The 17,187-nt window shown below is 60.4% G+C and carries 20 protein-coding genes; 8 read left to right on the forward strand and 12 right to left on the reverse strand.

The genetic code is table 11. The features are described from left to right. Positions 1–70: 70 nt before the first annotated feature. Positions 71–730 (reverse strand): outer membrane beta-barrel protein, encoded by a 660-nt coding sequence (locus tag PH605_RS02580; RefSeq protein WP_080817713.1) that lies wholly within the window; start codon positions 728–730, stop codon positions 71–73. 263 nt (positions 731–993) lie between these two features. After that, complete coding sequence (locus PH605_RS02585; protein ID WP_127756312.1) at positions 994–1,770, reverse strand: L,D-transpeptidase; 777 nt, start codon at positions 1,768–1,770, stop codon at positions 994–996. A 236-nt stretch (positions 1,771–2,006) separates the two neighbouring features. Here PH605_RS02585 and PH605_RS02590 point away from each other — a divergent pair, with 236 nt between their 5' ends. Next, positions 2,007–2,636 (forward strand): DNA-3-methyladenine glycosylase I, encoded by a 630-nt coding sequence (locus tag PH605_RS02590; protein WP_003524902.1) that lies wholly within the window; start codon positions 2,007–2,009, stop codon positions 2,634–2,636. Next, positions 2,633–3,076 carry a hypothetical protein gene (locus tag PH605_RS02595; protein WP_003524901.1) on the forward strand — a complete coding sequence of 148 codons (444 nt, stop codon included), beginning with the start codon at positions 2,633–2,635 and terminating at the stop codon, positions 3,074–3,076. Before PH605_RS02590 ends, PH605_RS02595 begins: the two co-directional genes overlap by 4 nt. A 14-nt stretch (positions 3,077–3,090) precedes the next feature. Here the strand turns inward: PH605_RS02595 and PH605_RS02600 are convergent, their stop codons facing one another. After that, complete coding sequence (locus tag PH605_RS02600; RefSeq protein ID WP_121490399.1) at positions 3,091–4,134, reverse strand: YeiH family protein; 1,044 nt, start codon at positions 4,132–4,134, stop codon at positions 3,091–3,093. A gap of 81 nt (positions 4,135–4,215) precedes the next feature. Between PH605_RS02600 and PH605_RS02605 the strand changes: the two genes are divergently transcribed. Further along, positions 4,216–5,133 carry a LysR family transcriptional regulator gene (locus PH605_RS02605; protein ID WP_080855993.1) on the forward strand — a complete coding sequence of 306 codons (918 nt, stop codon included), beginning with the start codon at positions 4,216–4,218 and terminating at the stop codon, positions 5,131–5,133. A gap of 52 nt (positions 5,134–5,185) precedes the next feature. On the opposite strand, the gene copM is transcribed toward PH605_RS02605, so the two are convergent. Genes copM through relB form a run of 5 tightly spaced genes read right to left on the reverse strand, consistent with a single transcriptional unit; the run spans position 5,186 to position 7,307 of the window. Beyond that, on the reverse strand, positions 5,186–5,560 hold the full coding sequence (copM, locus tag PH605_RS02610) for a CopM family metallochaperone (protein ID WP_142843992.1): 375 nt from the start codon (positions 5,558–5,560) through the stop codon (positions 5,186–5,188). A 58-nt stretch (positions 5,561–5,618) separates the two neighbouring features. Continuing rightward, positions 5,619–6,017, reverse strand: a complete 399-nt coding sequence (locus PH605_RS02615; protein WP_237680905.1) for a hypothetical protein — start codon at positions 6,015–6,017, stop codon at positions 5,619–5,621. A 41-nt stretch (positions 6,018–6,058) separates the two neighbouring features. Then, on the reverse strand, positions 6,059–6,820 hold the full coding sequence (locus tag PH605_RS02620) for a hypothetical protein (protein ID WP_142843991.1): 762 nt from the start codon (positions 6,818–6,820) through the stop codon (positions 6,059–6,061). Positions 6,821–6,826: 6 nt separating this feature from the next. Next, entirely contained in the window at positions 6,827–7,096 is a 270-nt protein-coding gene (locus PH605_RS02625) for a type II toxin-antitoxin system RelE family toxin (protein WP_142843990.1), read from the reverse strand. Then, positions 7,080–7,307 (reverse strand): type II toxin-antitoxin system RelB family antitoxin, encoded by a 228-nt coding sequence (gene relB, locus PH605_RS02630; RefSeq protein ID WP_142843989.1) that lies wholly within the window; start codon positions 7,305–7,307, stop codon positions 7,080–7,082. The genes PH605_RS02625 and relB overlap by 17 nt, the downstream gene beginning before the upstream one ends. 157 nt (positions 7,308–7,464) lie before the next feature. Here relB and hisS point away from each other — a divergent pair, with 157 nt between their 5' ends. The 3 genes from hisS (at position 7,465) to hisG (ending at position 10,970) form a co-directional block, all read left to right on the forward strand. After that, positions 7,465–8,985 carry a histidine--tRNA ligase gene (gene hisS, locus PH605_RS02635; RefSeq protein ID WP_142843988.1) on the forward strand — a complete coding sequence of 507 codons (1,521 nt, stop codon included), beginning with the start codon at positions 7,465–7,467 and terminating at the stop codon, positions 8,983–8,985. A gap of 168 nt (positions 8,986–9,153) precedes the next feature. Further along, positions 9,154–10,281: an ATP phosphoribosyltransferase regulatory subunit gene (locus tag PH605_RS02640; RefSeq protein WP_142843987.1), complete on the forward strand. Its 1,128-nt coding sequence runs from the start codon at positions 9,154–9,156 to the stop codon at positions 10,279–10,281. Continuing rightward, the gene (hisG, locus tag PH605_RS02645; RefSeq protein ID WP_065654370.1) at positions 10,278–10,970 is read left to right on the forward strand and encodes an ATP phosphoribosyltransferase; all 693 of its coding nucleotides are present in this window, start codon (positions 10,278–10,280) and stop codon (positions 10,968–10,970) included. Before PH605_RS02640 ends, hisG begins: the two co-directional genes overlap by 4 nt. 60 nt (positions 10,971–11,030) lie before the next feature. Here hisG and PH605_RS02650 read toward each other — a convergent pair whose 3' ends face one another. From PH605_RS02650 to groES, 4 genes are all read right to left on the reverse strand, one after another. Further along, entirely contained in the window at positions 11,031–11,477 is a 447-nt protein-coding gene (locus tag PH605_RS02650) for a DoxX family protein (RefSeq protein ID WP_142843986.1), read from the reverse strand. Positions 11,478–11,628: 151 nt separating this feature from the next. Continuing rightward, positions 11,629–12,069, reverse strand: a complete 441-nt coding sequence (locus PH605_RS02655) for a hypothetical protein (protein WP_142843985.1) — start codon at positions 12,067–12,069, stop codon at positions 11,629–11,631. Positions 12,070–12,853: 784 nt separating this feature from the next. Further along, complete coding sequence (groL, locus tag PH605_RS02660) at positions 12,854–14,488, reverse strand: chaperonin GroEL (RefSeq protein WP_063947704.1); 1,635 nt, start codon at positions 14,486–14,488, stop codon at positions 12,854–12,856. Positions 14,489–14,562: 74 nt separating this feature from the next. Next, on the reverse strand, positions 14,563–14,859 hold the full coding sequence (gene groES / locus PH605_RS02665) for a co-chaperone GroES (protein ID WP_004440196.1): 297 nt from the start codon (positions 14,857–14,859) through the stop codon (positions 14,563–14,565). Between the two features lie 367 nt (positions 14,860–15,226). Between groES and PH605_RS02670 the strand changes: the two genes are divergently transcribed. Together PH605_RS02670 and PH605_RS02675 are read left to right on the forward strand one after the other, a co-directional pair. After that, positions 15,227–16,075 (forward strand): TIGR01459 family HAD-type hydrolase, encoded by an 849-nt coding sequence (locus PH605_RS02670; protein ID WP_142843984.1) that lies wholly within the window; start codon positions 15,227–15,229, stop codon positions 16,073–16,075. A gap of 48 nt (positions 16,076–16,123) precedes the next feature. Next, positions 16,124–17,104, forward strand: a complete 981-nt coding sequence (locus PH605_RS02675) for a bifunctional riboflavin kinase/FAD synthetase (RefSeq protein WP_078051201.1) — start codon at positions 16,124–16,126, stop codon at positions 17,102–17,104. Positions 17,105–17,187 lie beyond the last annotated feature (83 nt).

Below are 17,187 nucleotides of genomic sequence, written 5' to 3' on the forward strand. Positions count from 1 at the left end.
GGACTCTCCCCGCCGTGCAGACGCACGTCGGCTGGATTCCTGTGACAAGCACAGGAATGAGGGAAGAGAGCTAGAACTTATACGCCACGCCGAAATTCACCGCATTGGTGATGATATCGGTCTTCAACGAGCCGCCATTGTCGATATCGACGTCGACGAAGGAATAGGTGCCCTTATATTCCACGAAGGTCGACCAGTTGTCGGTGATGCGGTAGCTGAGGCCGGCCTGCGCCTGCAGGGTTGCGCCGCCGAACTGATATTCGAAGGTCTTGCCTGATGGGCGGTATACTTCCACATGCGGCACGTTGATGCCGACGCCGGCGCCCACGTAAGGGGTGATCGGCAGCGATTCCAGCGGAAAACGGTAGAGCGCGTTGAGCGTCAGTAGGTTCAGGCCGTCGGTGAATTCGAAATGCGACCAGCCGGAGCGGGCAAGCGTCTGGTCGTCGGCATAGACCTTGTCATGGGTGAAATCGAGCGAGATGCCGAAATTCCGCAGCTGGCCCTCATCGAACCAGTAGGTGCCGCGCACGCCCCAATAGGGCGGATTGGAAAACGACTTGCCTTCCCATCCGGCCCGGAAATCCGGCCCGTCGGAAACCTTCACATCGCTGTGCGGCGCGCTTTGCCAGCCGCCATAACCGGAAATTTCAAATTCGCCCGCGATTGCGGCAGAGAAGGAAACGCCGCTGAACAGCAGGGCGCAAACAAATAAAGTATGGCGCGGCATGAAGTGAATCCAGATTGATATCAGTAATTCACCAAACCGTTTTTTGATAACATTTGAATGACAGAAACGAAAAACGGGCGGCCGATTGACCACCCGTTTTAAGGCCGTTCCATCATCCCCCTGAGAGAGGTCCGGCTCCTGGCGTCCCCCGCCAAGTTTCATTCCAATGAAGTGAGCCGGATTGTACCGCCGCAAGGCGGCAATTCAAGCGGATACGCCGCCACACCGGCCCTGAAGCGGCCGGAAAGGCTGAACCGTTGCCGTCATATCACAATGACCTTGGTTCCGACGTTGACGCGCTCGTAAAGATCGGTGACATCCTCGTTGCGCATGCGGATGCAGCCGGAGGAATTGTTGCTGCCGATCGTCCACGGCTGGTTGGTGCCGTGGATGCGATAAAGCGTCGAGCCGAGATACATGGCGCGCGCGCCCATCGGGTTCGCCGGCCCCCCTTCCATGAAGGCAGGCAGATAGTGTCCCTTCCTCGCCTCGCGGCTGATCATTTCCTTCGGCGGGGTCCAGCTCGGCCATTCCGCCTTGCGGGTTACCTTGTGGGTGCCGGCCCATTCGAAACCGGGCTTTCCGACGCCAACGCCGTACCGCCGGGCCTTGCCATCGGCGAGCACGAGATAGAGGAAACGGTTCGGCGTATCGATGACGATGGTGCCGGGTTTTTCATTGGTCGGGTAGGTGACGATCTGCGGCAGGAATTGCGGCGCGATCTGGGTGCGCACCGGCGCATTGGGGCGGACGGCGGCATTCTGCACCCGTGCCGGGCGCTGCGATGTGACGCCGGAGCTGGGGCGCTGCGGCATGGCGGCCTGGCGCTGCTGGAAGAACGGCTGGCGTGCGGCAGGCGCGCGCGGATAAACCACGGGGCGCACATTGCCGCGACCGCCGAGCTGGGTGACCCAGGGGGCGGAAAGATCCGGGCTGACGACGACGGGCGGGCGCTCGCGATAACGCTCATTGGCCATGGCGGCCGGGGCGGCAAAGGTGGAAACGAGGCTCAGCGCCAGAAAAACGGACTTCATCGTCATCGGGTGGACTCTCTCTGCGGGATGTCGCAACTATGGATTTGCGGGACTGTTTGCCCGCTTTGCCGGACACGTTCGCACCTCGACGCCAGCGAATCGTAAATGGCTGTTCATTAAAAAGCGCTTGATTATGGAAAGCTGGATTTAAGGTTAGCACACGGTTTTGAAACGTGGTGAATGAGTGGTAAGTGCGCGGTCTGAACCGGTCACGGGCGGGAGCGGAAAAGGGTGGTTGCGGAATGAATGAAGCGGGACTTGAAACGGGCGCGGATGGCCTTGTGCGGTGTTTCTGGCAGCAGGGGCTTGCGGATTACAGCCGTTACCACGACGAGGAATGGGGTTATCCCGTCACCGACGATCGCCGCCTTTTCGAGAAGATCTGTCTGGAAGGTTTCCAGTCCGGCCTTTCCTGGCTGACGGTTCTGCGCAAGCGCGAGGCGTTCCGTCTCGCCTTCGCCAACTTCGAATTCGAAAAAGTGGCGGAATTCGGTGAGGCCGATATCGAGCGATGCCTTGCCGACAAGGGCATCATCCGCCATCGCGGCAAGATCGTCTCGACCATCAACAATGCCCGCCGCGCCATGGAGTTGCGCGATGAATTCGGTTCGCTCGCCCGTTATTTCTGGGGTTTCGAACCGGCCGCCGCAGAAAGGCCGCAAAGGCTGGACTATGCGACGTTAAGGGCCAACCCCACCAGCGACGCCTCCATCCGCCTTTCGAAGGACCTGAAGAAGCGGGGCTGGAGTTTCGTCGGCCCGACGACCGTCTATGCATTCATGCAGGCCATGGGTATGGTCAACGACCATATCGAAGGCTGTCATTGCCGCCAGCCGATAGAGGCCATGCGGCGGGAGTTTGTACGTCCATGAAGGTAACCTCCCTTCTTCTGGCTCTCACCATGGCCGTGGCCGCCGTGCCGCATGCCTCCTTCGCGGAAGGCCGCAATGTCGACGGTATCTGGCTCGATGACGGCGAAAGGCTGAAGCAGGTGGCGCTGCCGCCAGCCGGGCCGCTGAAGCTTGACGGCTGGACGCGGCGCGGGCGCGGCGATGTCTATCGCCTGAAGGTGAAGGCTGGGCAAACGGTGAAGATCGAGCTTGCCGCCTCCAGCGAATTCGTGCTGATGGCGGTCTTCGATTTTTCGACGCCGGATGAGGACGCGATCTTCTTCAGCGATTCCGAAGGCAAGGTCGCAACGCTGACGCCGAAGGCGGATACGGAGTGGCTGATCCGCCCGACGCTTATTCTGGGCTCGCCACGCCGCGGTCTCGGCGCGCATTACACGCTGACGGTCAGCACCGGGAAATAACAGCCGCCTTTTGCTTAGGCCGCCTGGGTCAGCACGATCAGGCCGAAACTCAAGACACCAAGCAGCACGAGCGAAAGGCTGGCGGCGATGATAACCTTGCCGCCGGCATGACGAAGGCTGCGAATATCGACCGAAAGGCCCAGCGCCGCCATCGACATGATGGTGAGAATGTTGGAAAGCGAGGCGACAGGGCCGATCAGAGCCTCGGGAATGATGCCGAAGGACCGGGCCATGATCATCAGCACGAAGGCGATGATGAACCACGGAACCATCTGCTGCAATCTCAGGCGTTCCGTGCCGGACTGGCCATGGATGACGGAGAGGGCGGCGATCACAGGCCCCAGCATCAGCACGCGGATGAGCTTGACGATGGTGCCGGTCTGCACGGCGATTGCGCCGAGCGGGGCTGTGGCAGCCAGAACCTGCGGCACGGCATAGACCGTCAGCCCGGCGAAAATGCCATATTGGGTGGCGTCGAGACCCAGAAGCTGCGGCAGGAACGGCATCAGCAGCACGGCGGCGACGCCGAGAACGGCCGTGAAGGCAATCGAGGCGGCGACATCTTCCGGCTTGGCGCCGATGGCGGGTGCGGCGGCGGCAATCGCGGAATTGCCGCAGATGGAGTTGCCGCAGGCGATCAGCGTCGCAAGCTTGGGCGGCAGACCGAGCATCCGCCCGGCGGCATAGCTGACGATCAGCGACAGCGCCACGATCAGCGCAATGCCGCCGATCAGCAAACCGCCGGCACCTTTGAGGATGGAGAGGCTCAAGGATGCGCCGAGAAGCGCCACCGCGATTTCAAGCAGCGTCTTGGCGCTGAATTTGATGCCGGCCGAGGCAACCGCGGGCAGAGACACCAGCGAACGCAGCAGCGTGCCGATCAGAATGGCGAGCACCAGATCGCCGAGCCATGCATGGCCTGCAAGCCGCACCTGAAAGCGCTCCGCCAGAATGGCGGCGCAGCTGACCGCCGCGCAGATGAGAATGCCCGGCAGAAGCGGGGTGAGCCAGCGAAGCGAAAACTGAAAGGGATGAGCGAGGGTGCGATGTTGTGCCATGGCCAGACAATGCCGTAGCGGCCTGTTTTATTCTATCAAATAATATGGCATATATTATTCGATAAAATCGAATGAAAAGCCATGACCTTCGAACAACTCCGCATCTTCATCGCCGTTGCCGAACGCGAGCACCTCACAAGGGCCGCCGAAGCCATCGGTTTGACCGCCTCCGCCGTCAGCTCCGCCATCAAGAATCTCGAGGCCTTTTATAATGTCGAGCTGTTCCATCGCGTCGGCCGCAACATCGAACTGACGGAAAGCGGCCGGGCGTTTCTGGGCGAAGCGAAGGCGACGCTGGCGCGTGTGCGCAATGCGGAATTGATTCTCTCTGAAATGGGTGGGCTGACGCGCGGCGAAATCACCGTCTGCGCCAGCCAGACGATTGCAAGCTACTGGCTGCCGCCGATCCTGATGCAGTTCAAGAAGCTTTATCCGGGCGTGACCGTGCGGCTCGATATCGGCAATACCAAGACGGTTACACAGGCCGTGCTCGACGGTCTGGCAGAGGTCGGTTTCATCGAAGGCAGGATCGATGAGCCGGCCTTGATGGTGCAGCCGGTCGTCTCCGACAAGCTTCTGGTGGTCACCGGTTCGGCCCATCCCTTCGCGGATGGCCGTTATCTCACCGCGCTCGATATGCTCTACGGCACCTCATGGGTTCTGCGCGAACAGGGCTCTGGCACCCGCTCCGCCTTCGAGGCGGCGGTGCGGCAGATGGGGGTGGACCCCGCTGAACTGTCCGTCATGCTGGAACTGCCGTCCAATGAGGCGGTGGTGATGGCGGCACGCTCCGGCGGCGCGGCCACGGCAGTTTCCGCCTCCGTCGCCTCGCTGTTTTTGCGGCAGGGGCTGCTGGTCCGAGCCGGCATCGATCTGCCTGCCCGCAACTTCGCTTTGCTGCGCCACAAGGAACGCCATACCAGCCGGGCGGCCATGGAGCTGGAGCGCCTCAGCCGTGCGGCCTCGGAGGACTACAAGGCCGGTCTCGCAGGGTTGTAACCTTGTGGGGAGGGAGCGCCAGCCGGCGCTCCCCGTTTGACAATTGCGGTCGTCACTTGCCCTTGGACTTCAGCCAGGCCTTCATCATGGCGATCTCGCCTTCCTGCGCCTTGATGACTTCTTCAGCCAGCTTGCGGATTTCCGGGTCCTTGCCGTATTTTAACTGCACCTTGGCCATATCGATTGCGCCCTGATGGTGCGGGATCATGCCGCGCACGAAATCGACATCGGCATCGCCGCTATAATCGATGGCCATATCGCCATGCATCTTCTTGCTGGCTTCCATGAAGGCCTTGGTGGAAGCGCTGTCGCTCATAGTGCCTTTTGACATGTCATGTCCGGCATGGCCGCCCGCTTCCTGTGCGAGAACGGGCATGGCGAGAGAGGCCGCAAAAGCGGCGGCGAGCGTAATGGTCTTGATAGACATGGATTATCCTTCCTGTGTCTGACGGATTTTTCGAAGACGGGTCTGAAAAAATCTGGGGTCAGGCGCGGGGAGGCGGTAGCGGCGGCGCGGAAGCCTTGCCGTGAAAGACGATGCCGCGCTGCGGCTTGGGATAGTCAAAGGTCACGCGGCCGCTGTCGGCGAAGATCGTTCGCGGAACAACGATCAGGCAGGCGGCGCAGGAACCGGGATGTGCGGCATCGTCACCATGCGGGGAGCAACCGCCCTTGCCCCCTCCATGAGCCCCATTTTCCGCATGCGCCCGAGACACTTGGTCCCGATCCGGGGCTCGATGCGAATGGGCACCGTCATGTTTCATTGGCACTTGCGAGGACGCTGCCATGCCGGTGGCCATCGACATGCTCATCGCCATCTGCGCCGGCATTGCGCCGTATAGCAGGCAGGCAAGGAACATCAATGTGCGGACCACTTGCGACATGGCGTGAATTTACCGCTGGAATTATGGAATAAGCATGACGATCAGGTCAGTTCACGCGCGATGACATGATGCACGATGCGATAATCCCTGCTTTCCTCGCCAAACGGGGCGAGCAGCCATTCCCATGCGGCGGGGGCGGGAAGCTCGATGCCATGCAGCAGGTCTTCATGCTGGTGCAGGTTGCCGTCTTTGCCGATGACGTCGAAGTAGGTGTCCGTTATCAGGCAGGCCTTGCAGGGCAGGCCAGCCAGCGCTTCCAGATGGGTGTGAATGAGCTTCGGCAGAAGATCGTACGGGGCATTTGCGATCTTTTCCCGCTCCAGCCGGTGGCGTGCGCCGGTGCCGATCTGTGACAGGAGATTGGCCGATACCACGAGATCGAGATAGGGCACCCGCCGCAGGAAATCGAGCGGTTCCGCCGGCCGACCGGCGAGAACATCGTCAAAGCCGGAAAGATCGCGGTTGGCGATGCGGACATTCTTTTTGGCATTGAGGCGCAGCTTCGCCTGCACGCTGGCGAGATGCACCAGATCGACCAGCACGACCGTATCGAACATCGCCACCAGCGCATCATAGGGCACATCGCGTAACAGGCCAGACCCCAGCACGACGGCCGTTCGCCGCTGCTTCAGCTTTCTGGCCGATTGCAGCACGAATTGCCGGCTGTTGTTTTCATGCTCCGCCCAGGCTTTGGCGCAGCGGTTGGCGCGCGCCCAGAGGTTGACGGAATAGCGGATATGCGGCCGGAATTCTTTCGGCGTGACCGCGCGCGTGGCGGCATATTGCAGGGCTTCGAGGATCATGAATGCCTAACGGTAGATTTCACGGCGATGGCCGATTTCGACCACCAGCACGACGAGCTTGTGGTCCTGTATATCGCAGATGATGCGGTAATCGCCCACCCGGTAGCGCCAGAAATTTCCGAGTTCGGAGCCTTGCAGGGCGGCGCCGGTCTGGCGTGGATCATCCAGTGCCGCCAATCGTTCATGCAGAAAACTCCGGATTCGCTGGCGCATTTCCGGATTTATCTTGCGCATCTCTTTCTGGACAAGCGTGTGATATTCAATTGTCCAGATCACGCCAGAACTCCTCGGCGCTTACAATCTTCGATTCTCCACGTTGGATGCGCCGCGTCGCCTCCTCCGCAAGATAGAGGTCCTCCATATCCTCGATATGTTTCTCGATCGCCTCGCGGATGTAATAGGCGGATGTGCGGCCGGTGCGCTCGGAAAGCGCTTTCAGCCGCTCATAGGTCTCATCAGGCAGGCGTATGGCCGTCTGTTTGCTCATGGGTCGCGTCCTTCCCGATCCGAATTGGGATACATGTATCCCATATAGCACCGCTTGGCCGCAGCGGCCAGTAAAACCGGAGCCTTTGCGGCTTGCCGCACCGGGCTTCATCCTCTAATACACCGGCATAATTTCAGGAAAATATCGGATCGGCATCATGAGCGAAAAAGCAAAAAAGCCTCAGAAACTGAAAGCCCGCCTGCCGCGCGGCTTCGTGGATCGCTCGGTTGCCGATATTCATGCCACCAACGAGATGATCGAGAAGATCCGCAGGGTCTATGAGCTTTATGGCTTCGATCCGGTGGAAACCCCGCTGTTTGAATACACCGATGCGCTCGGCAAGTTCCTGCCGGATAGCGATCGCCCGAACGAAGGCGTGTTTTCGCTGCAGGACGATGACGACCAGTGGATGAGCCTGCGCTACGATCTGACCGCGCCGCTCGCCCGTCATGTTGCGGAAAATTTCAACGAAATCCAGCTGCCCTACCGCACCTATCGCGCCGGTTATGTCTTCCGCAATGAAAAGCCCGGCCCCGGCCGCTTCCGGCAGTTCATGCAGTTCGATGCCGATACGGTGGGCGCTGCCGGAGTGCAGGCCGATGCCGAAATGTGCATGATGATGGCCGATACGCTGGAAGCGCTCGGAATTCAGCGCGGCGACTATGTCATTCGCGTCAACAACCGCAAGGTGCTGGACGGCGTCATGGAAGCCATCGGTCTCGGCGGTGAGGACAATGCCGGTCGTCGGCTGAACGTGCTGCGCGCCATCGACAAGCTCGACAAGTTCGGTCCTGAAGGCGTGAAGCTGCTGCTCGGCCCCGGCCGCAAGGATGAATCCGGTGATTTCACCAAGGGCGCTGGTCTTGGCGAGGAACAGATCGAAAAGGTGCTGTTTTTCGTCGGCATCAAGGATTATGCGGCAAGCGCCGATGATCTGGCCAAACTGGTTGCGGGCACCTCGAAAGGCGAGGAAGGCGTTGAGGAGCTGAACATCATCGGCGCTCTGGTCACCAGTGCCGGTTACGATGCGACGCGCATCAAGATCGACCCCTCGGTCGTTCGCGGCCTCGAATATTACACCGGCCCGGTCTATGAGGCCGAGCTGATATTCGACGTCACCAATGAAAAGGGTGAAAAGGTCGTGTTCGGCTCCGTCGGCGGCGGCGGCCGTTATGACGGCCTCGTTTCGCGCTTCATGGGCCAGCCGGTTCCGGCCACGGGTTTCTCCATCGGCGTTTCGCGCCTGATGACGGCGCTTAAGAACCTCGGCAAGCTCGGTCAGGTCAAGCCGCTCGCACCGGTTCTGATCACCGTCATGGATGGCGATGTGGAAAGCATGGGCCGTTACCAGCGCTTCACCCAGGCGCTGCGTGCCGAAGGCATCCGTGCTGAAATGTACCAGGGCAACTGGAAGAAATTCGGCAACCAGCTGAAATATGCCGACCGTCTCGGCTCGCCCATCGCCATCATCCAGGGCGGTGACGAGCGCGCCGAAGGTGTGGTGCAGATCAAGGATCTGATCGAAGGCAAGCGCCTCTCCGGCGAGATCGAGGACAATGCCAGCTGGCGCGAGGCGCGCGTGGCGCAGGTCAGCGTACCGGAGGCCGATCTGGTGGCGAAGGTCCGCGAGATTCTGGCCGCGCAAGCTGAAGATTTGGCGCGGGCGCAAGGCAAGTAACGTGGTGTCAGCCGCTTACCCCCCTCTGTCCTGCCGGACATCTCCCCCTCAAGGGGGGAGATCTGCAAGCGGCCGGCGCGGCGTACTCCTATTGATCTCCCCCCTTGAGGGGGAGATGTCACGAAGTGACAGAGGGGGGTATCTAGCGGCGTATACAGGAAATATCCCATGCCCCTGATCGACATGCCGGAATTTTCCGGAGAGCTACTGGAAGAATTCGCCGCGCGCCGCACGAGCCGTGTGAACACGCCCGTCATCCAGCCCGCCGAACCGTTTCTGGATATGGCCGGCGAGGATTTGCGCCGCCGTATCTTCATGACGGAGAGCGAAACGGGTGAGAGCCTGTGCCTGCGCCCGGAATTCACCATCCCGGTCTGCCTGCGCCATATCGAAACGGCGACCGGCACGCCGAAGCGTTATTCCTATCTCGGCGAAGTCTTCCGCCAGCGCCGCGAAGGTGCCAACGAGTTTTATCAGGCGGGCATCGAGGATCTCGGCGATACCGATATTGCCGCCGCCGACGCCCGCGCTGTGATTGACGCCACCGGCATTCTGCAGCGCCTGCTGCCGGGCCGGGCGCTTGCCGTCACGCTGGGCGACCAGCAGGTGTTCGAGGCGGTGGTTGCCGCCCTTGGCCTGCCGCTCGGCTGGCAGAAGCGGCTGGTGCAGGCATTCGGCGATATGGCGCAGCTCGACGCGTTGCTGGAAAGCCTTGTACATCCCAAGCCGATGACCGGGCTGGACGCGCGGGTCGCCGGCCTTCTGGCGACGGGCGACGAGACGGTGCTGGTCGATTATCTCGATACGGTGATGCAGGAAACCGGCTATTCCACCAATGCCAGCCGCGCGCCGCAGGAAATCGCCCGCCGCCTGCGGGAGAAGCTGGCGCTTGCCGCCACGCGCCTGCCGGATGAAAGCTTCGCGCTGCTCAAGCAGTTCTTGGCCCTGAAGGCGCCTCTGCCGCAGGCCTCGCAGGTTCTGGCGGATTTTGCCGCAAAGGCGCAACTGAAGCTTGATGGCGCGCTTTCCGCTTTCGATAAACGCGTCGCAGCGCTCGCCAATGCCGGTGTCGATCTCGAAACCGTGACCTATGGCGCGGCGTTCGGTCGTCCGCTCGATTATTATACCGGCCTCGTTTTCGAGGTGGTGGAAGCGGGTGGAGACAGTGTGCTGGCCGGTGGCGGCCGTTTCGACCGGCTGCTGACCCTGCTCGGCGCACAGGAAAAAATCCCGGCCGTGGGCTTTTCGCTCTGGCTGGATCGCATCGAAGCGGTGCGTGGGAGCGACAAGCCATGATCACCATCGCATTACCCTCAAAGGGCCGGATGAAGGAAGACGCCTCCGCCGTTCTGGAACGCGCCGGGCTGAAAGTCGCGGCTGTCGGCAATGACCGCTCCTATCGCGGCCGCATCGAAGGGCGCGACGATATCGAGATCGCTTATCTCTCGGCTTCCGAGATCGCCCGCGAGATCGGCGCTGGCACTGTGGATTTCGGCGTGACGGGAGAGGACCTTGTGCGCGAAGGGCTGACAAATGCCGATGCACAGGTGGAGTTCTGCGCCCGCCTCGGTTTTGGCCATGCGGATGTCGTGGTCGCCGTGCCGGAAATCTGGCTGGATGTGGACAGCATGGCCGATCTCGGCGATGTCGCTTCGGAATTCCGCGCCCGTCATGGCCGCAGGCTTGCCATCGCCACCAAATATTGGCGGCTGACGCAGCAGTTCTTTTCGCGCCAGCACGGCATTCAGCTTTATCGCATCGTTGAAAGCCTTGGCGCGACCGAAGGTGCACCGGCCGCAGGGCAGGCGGATATCATTGTCGATATCACCTCGACCGGCTCGACGCTGAAGGCCAACCACCTGAAAATTCTCTCCGACGGCATCATCGTCCGTTCGGAAGCCTGCTTCGTGCGCGCCCGCAAGCCGGAACATGACGGCGATGCGGCGGTTCAGGAGATAGCCTCGCGCATCAGGGCTGCGGTCTGACGACGTAAAAAAAGCCGCCGGAGCGATCCGGCGGCTTTTTTGTTGGTCGATCCATTTGGCTTATGCGTGGGCCAGAGCCGCGCCGCGCTTGGCGTCGACGGAGTAGGCGCCGGGGCCGAAGGCGGCAAGCAGGATGTAAGCGCCAGCGAGGGTGATGTTCTTCACCATCATGATGCCGTTCAGCGTGTTGATCCAGCCAAGAGCCGGCTCGGGCCAGCCGGGTACGGCAACGGTGCCGCTGTGGAACACCAGACCGGTGAAGACGCAGAAGACGGCAAGCGCCCAGGCAGCGATTTTGGTCTGGAAACCAGCGAGAATGGCAAGACCGGCAACGAGTTCGAACAGGCCTGCAATATAGGCAAGCGCGGTTGCAGCGGGTAGGCCGGCACCAGTGATCATGCCGGCCGTACCGGCCGGATCGACGAGCTTGCTGAAGCCCGAGGTGATGAAGATGAAGGAAAGCAGAATACGGGCGATGAGAACGAGAACGTTCTGGCTGCTGGACATGGATATCTCCGGTAAATAATCGGCGTGTCGCCGGTTGAACTGCAATGTCTGGAGATATCAATGACCGAAAATCATCCGCCCATAAAGATGAACAATAGAAGACAAATCGTCTTCATTTTGTGAACGGCGCTGGGCGTCTGTCCCGCCATGTTCAGGCGGCGAAGCGAATATCCTCAAAGCGCGGAAACAGGAAAAGCCCTGATATGCGCCCTTGCTGGCCGTCTTCGAAGCCGGAAGATTCTCCCATGCAGATGACCGGCTGCCGCATCGCCGGCAAGATGGAGAGGCCGGATGAAAAACAGAAACGTGAAGGTGCGGTGGAAACCTGCTCGAAAAGTTCCAGAACGCGGGCGTGGTCAGCGCGGTCGTAACAGCGGACAAGGCTGAGCAATCCGCACTCGCCCGGCGGCAGGCCGTGCATGAACGATGCGTGTTCGCCGAGGCGGATGACGCCACTGGAAAGATCGCTGCTCCACTCCTCCGACATGAAGAAATGCGACAGGGTGCGGGGATCGGGCGTGGCTGTTACCGCCGCAGGCAGAGCATCGTTGCGTCTTGATATTTCAAACAAATCGCGCCCCCGCTTGAACACGTGCCAGCGCCGCCTCTTCAAGCGCCACTGCCAGGTTGAACCTTTACCGCCACCCGCAGTCGAACGTATTTGCCAGGCATCGAAACCCCTTTCAATGCTGGCCGCCCCGTCGCGGAACCCTTACGGGGGCTGACTTATAGTTTATTTTCCCCTACCTACAACAACCAGCCAGTGAGAAAATCAAAAATATTATGTATTTCTTCTTCAAAATCGCGAGGCATGCGAAAAAGCACAACTAAATAGCGCACTTATAAGCCGGTCCGAGTGGAAATCCGCCCCATATGGGGTGGTGATTCGCTCTTGGATGTGCCCCATTATTGCATGGGGTTGCAAAAATAGCCGGATAAAATCACGCCTGTTCCAAAACGAGACAATACACGAACCCTTCCGCTTTCGGCCTTCAGAATTATGCAACCTGTTGATTTCATGAGGCATCTCTTGCGAGAGCGTCGATAAGGTGCGCCGCCTTCCGTCAATCCCACAGGCACGGCAAAGAAAAAGGGCGGTCCGAAGACCGCCCTTTCTTAATCCGGTGACAGGACCCATTAGAAGTCCATCCCGCCCGTCGGGCGCGCTTGCGACGCCGGACCACTTAAAGGGCATGGGCGGCAAAGAAAAAGGGCGATCCGGAGACCGCCCTTTCTTAATCCGGTGACAGGGCTGATTAGAAGTCCATGCCGCCCGTCGGGCGCGCTTGCGACGCCGGACCACTTAAAGGGCATGGGCGGCAACGAAAAAAGGGCGATCCGGAGACCGCCCTTTCTTAATCCGGTGACAGGACTGATTAGAAGTCCATGCCGCCCATGCCGCCGCCCGGCATTGCCGGCATCGGAGCGTCCTTCTTCGGAAGCTCGGCGATCATGGCTTCGGTGGTGATCAGCAGCGAAGCAACCGAAGCTGCGTTCTGCAGAGCCGTACGAACAACCTTGACCGGGTCGACGATGCCGAGCTGGATCAGGTCGCCATATTCACCGGTCTGGGCGTTGTAGCCGTAGTTGTCTTCGTTCTTCTCGAGGATCTTGCCGACAACGATGGAAGCTTCGTCACCTGCGTTGTCTGCAATCTGGCGAACCAGAGCCTGCAGGGCGCGGCGGATGATGTTGATACCGGCTTCCTGGTCGTCGTTTTCACCCTTTGCGGTGATCTTCGTGGACGAACGCAGCAGGGCAACGCCGCCGCCCGGTACGATGCCTTCCTGAACAGCAGCGCGCGTCGCGTTGAGAGCGTCGTCGATGCGGTCCTTCTTTTCCTTCACTTCGACTTCCGTCGAACCGCCGACGCGGATAACGGCAACGCCGCCAGCGAGCTTGGCAAGACGTTCCTGCAGCTTTTCGCGGTCGTAGTCGGAGGTGGTTTCTTCGATCTGAGCCTTGATCTGGGCAACACGACCTTCGATGTCGGACTTCTGGCCGGCGCCGTCAACGATCGTGGTGTTTTCCTTGGAGATCGAAACCTTCTTCGACTTGCCGAGCATGTCGAGGGTAACGTTTTCGAGCTTGATGCCGAGGTCTTCGGAAATGACGGTACCACCGGTCAGGATGGCGATGTCTTCCAGCATGGCCTTGCGGCGGTCGCCGAAACCAGGAGCCTTGACGGCAGCGATCTTGAGGCCGCCACGCAGCTTGTTGACGACGAGCGTTGCAAGAGCTTCGCCTTCGACGTCTTCAGCGATGATGACGAGCGGCTTGCCGGTCTGAACGACGGCTTCGAGAACCGGCAGCATGGCCTGAAGGTTCGAGAGCTTCTTTTCGTGCAGGAGGATGTATGCGTCTTCGAGGTCCGCAACCATCTTTTCCGGGTTGGTCACGAAGTAGGGCGACAGGTAGCCGCGGTCGAACTGCATGCCTTCGACGACTTCGAGTTCGGTTTCAGCGGTCTTGGCTTCTTCAACGGTGATGACGCCTTCGTTGCCGACCTTCTGCATTGCTTCAGCAATGTCGAGACCGATCTGACGCTCGCCGTTTGCAGAGATCGTGCCGACCTGTGCAACTTCTTCAGACGTGTTGATCTTCTTGGCCTTGGCCTGAAGGTCCTTGACGACTTCAGCAACGGCCAGATCGATACCACGCTTCAGGTCCATCGGGTTCATGCCGGCAGCAACTGCCTTGGAACCTTCGCGAACGATGGCCTGGGCCAGAACGGTCGCGGTGGTGGTGCCGTCACCGGCGATGTCGTTGGTCTTGGAGGCAACTTCGCGAACGAGCTGTGCGCCCATGTTTTCGAACTTGTCTTCCAGTTCGATTTCCTTGGCGACGGAAACGCCGTCCTTGGTGATGCGCGGAGCGCCGAAGGACTTGTCGATAACGACGTTACGACCCTTCGGGCCGAGGGTTACCTTCACTGCATCAGCAAGAACGTCGACGCCCTTGAGCATCTTTTCGCGTGCTGTGCGGCCGAATTTTACTTCTTTGGCTGCCATTTTCAAAACTCCTGGTTTCGAATGGCCGGACCGGGTCCGGCTTGAAATTTAAGGAAACGATGGGTCGACTGAAATCAGCCGATGATGCCCATGATGTCGGCTTCCTTCATGATCAGAAGGTCTTCGCCGTTGAGCTTGACTTCGGTGCCCGACCACTTGCCGAACAGAACGCGATCGCCAACCTTGACGTCGAGAGCGACGACCTTGCCGGCCTCGTCACGTGCGCCGGAACCGACGGCGACGATTTCGCCTTCCTGCGGCTTTTCCTTGGCGGTATCGGGAATGATGATGCCGCCCTTGGTCTTTTCTTCGGACTCAACGCGACGAACGACGACGCGATCGTGAAGCGGGCGGAAATTGGTGCTTGTCATTGTCTAATCCCTCGATCAAATGACTGCGCGAGCTTTTGGAACTCGCCTGATGGGTGTTAGCACTCTCCTTTATCGAGTGCCAGCGGAACCGAGATAAGGAGGGCTTCTGCCGGAGTCAAGAACGCCCTGTCTAAAAAATTTCATGGCTTATGGTTATCAGCGTTCCATGACAGAAATTTCCCATGCGCGGATGCGCGCCGCGACGACATTCTTTTCGTGCGTTGCGGCCGCATCGCATCTAAGGGGCATTTGTGTTCATGCTGCGTCAGGGGGCCAAAGACCGGTCTGGCGGCGCTTTTTTCCTTGCCATCGGCGTCCCGCTTTGCGATGTGACGCTCACCTTCTTCTCGCATCCGGAAAGCATCTCATGGCCCATCGCATTCTCACTCTCGGCGAAATTACGGCTGGGTTCGACGTTATTCTTTCGGATGTATGGGGCGTGCTGCACAATGGCGTCAGCGCTTTTCCGGATGCGGCGGTTGCGCTGCGGGAAGCGCGCGAGGCCGGCAAGACGGTGGTGCTCATCACCAATTCACCGCGCCCCGCTCCCGGCGTCATCGCCCAGCTTCGCGTTCTCGGCGTGCCGGATGAGGCCTATGACCGCATCATCACCTCCGGTGACGTCACCCGCGGCCTGATTGCGGAAGGCCCGAAAAAAGTATTCCTGCTCGGCCCGGAACGCGATCTGCCGCTGCTGGACGGTCTCGATGTCGAGCGCGTCGACGAGGCGGAAGCGCAGTCCGTGGTCTGCACCGGCTTTTTCGATGACGAGACGGAAACGCCCGAGGACTATACCGAAATGCTCAAGGGCTTCATTGCCCGCAACGTGCCGATGATCTGCGCCAATCCCGATCTGGTAGTGGAGCGCGGCGAGCGCATCATTCCATGCGCCGGCGCCATGGCCGCATACTATGAACAGCTCGGCGGCGAGGTCCGCATTGCCGGCAAGCCGCATGCGCCGATCTATGAGGCCTGCCTTGCGGCGGCCAAAGAAGTGCGCGGCGCCTTCGCCAAGTATCGCGTGCTCGCCATCGGCGACGGCATGCCAACGGATGTGAAGGGCGCGATTGCGAGCGGTCTCAACCTTCTTTATATCAGCGGCGGAATTCACGCCGCCGAATATACGCTGAACGGCCAGACGGACGAGGCGCTTCTCAATGCCTATCTCAAGGGGCAGGGTGCTGCTCCCGGCTGGTGGATGCCCCGTCTCGCCTGAGGACGTCTTGCCTCAAGGAATAGCTGGCGCAGGAATGGATCGATTGCCATGACCGTTTTTCACCGCAATGAAAAAAAGGAACCGCTGCCGGAAGCTCTTCGCGGCGGCGTCATCGCCATCGGCAATTTCGACGGCGTGCATCGCGGCCACCGGGCTGTGCTGGATCGTGCCCTGGAGCTGGCGGACGCCCGTGGCGTTCCCGCGCTGGTGCTGACCTTCGAGCCGCATCCCCGTTCCGTCTTCCGTCCCGATACGCCGGTTTTTCGTCTCACGCCTGCGCCACTGAAGGCGCGCATCCTTGAGGCGATCGGTTTCCGCTCCGTCATCGAATATCCCTTCGATCGGGAATTTTCGCAGCGCTCGGCGGAGGAATTCGTCCAGTCCATTCTGGTCGACTGGCTTCATGCCAGCGCTGTCGTCACCGGCTTCGATTTCCATTTCGGCAAGGGCCGCGAAGGCGGTCCGGCATTTCTGATGGAGGCCGGCAAACGCCATGGCTTCGACGTGACGCTGGTGGATGCCTTCCGTGACGAGGGCGCGGATGTCGTCTCCTCCAGCCGGATCCGCTCGCTTCTGTGCGAAGGCGATGTAGCGGGCGCCGCAGGCCTGCTCGGTTATCGCTTCACGGTGGAAAGCGAAGTCATCGGCGGCCAGAAGCTCGGCCGCACACTGGGTTATCCTACCGCCAACATGGCGCTGGCGCCGGAAACGGAACTGAAGGCGGGCATCTATGCCGTGCGGTTCCGACGCCCGGACGGTTCGATCCGCGATGGCGTGGCAAGCTTCGGTTACCGCCCGACCGTCACCGAAAACGGTGCGGCGCTGCTCGAAACATTCGTCTTCGATTTTTCCGGCGATCTTTATGGTGAGGTCTGTTCGGTCTCCTTCTTCGGGCACCTGCGCGACGAGCTGAAATTCGACGGTCTCGATCCGCTCGTCGCCCAGATCAGGCGCGATGAAGAAGAGGCGAGGGCGATGTTATCGGGCGTGCGTCCGCTCAGTGAACTGGACGCCAGGATCGCGTTTTGACCGGGTAAGGCCGGTCAGCCCCTGTTCCGGTCGATATTGCCGTCGCTTTTCTCTTCCTTTTTGCCGGAAAACCGCATAAACAA

The organism is Agrobacterium sp. CFBP 3001, from assembly GCF_027871605.1.
Lineage (GTDB): Bacteria > Pseudomonadota > Alphaproteobacteria > Rhizobiales > Rhizobiaceae > Agrobacterium > Agrobacterium leguminum.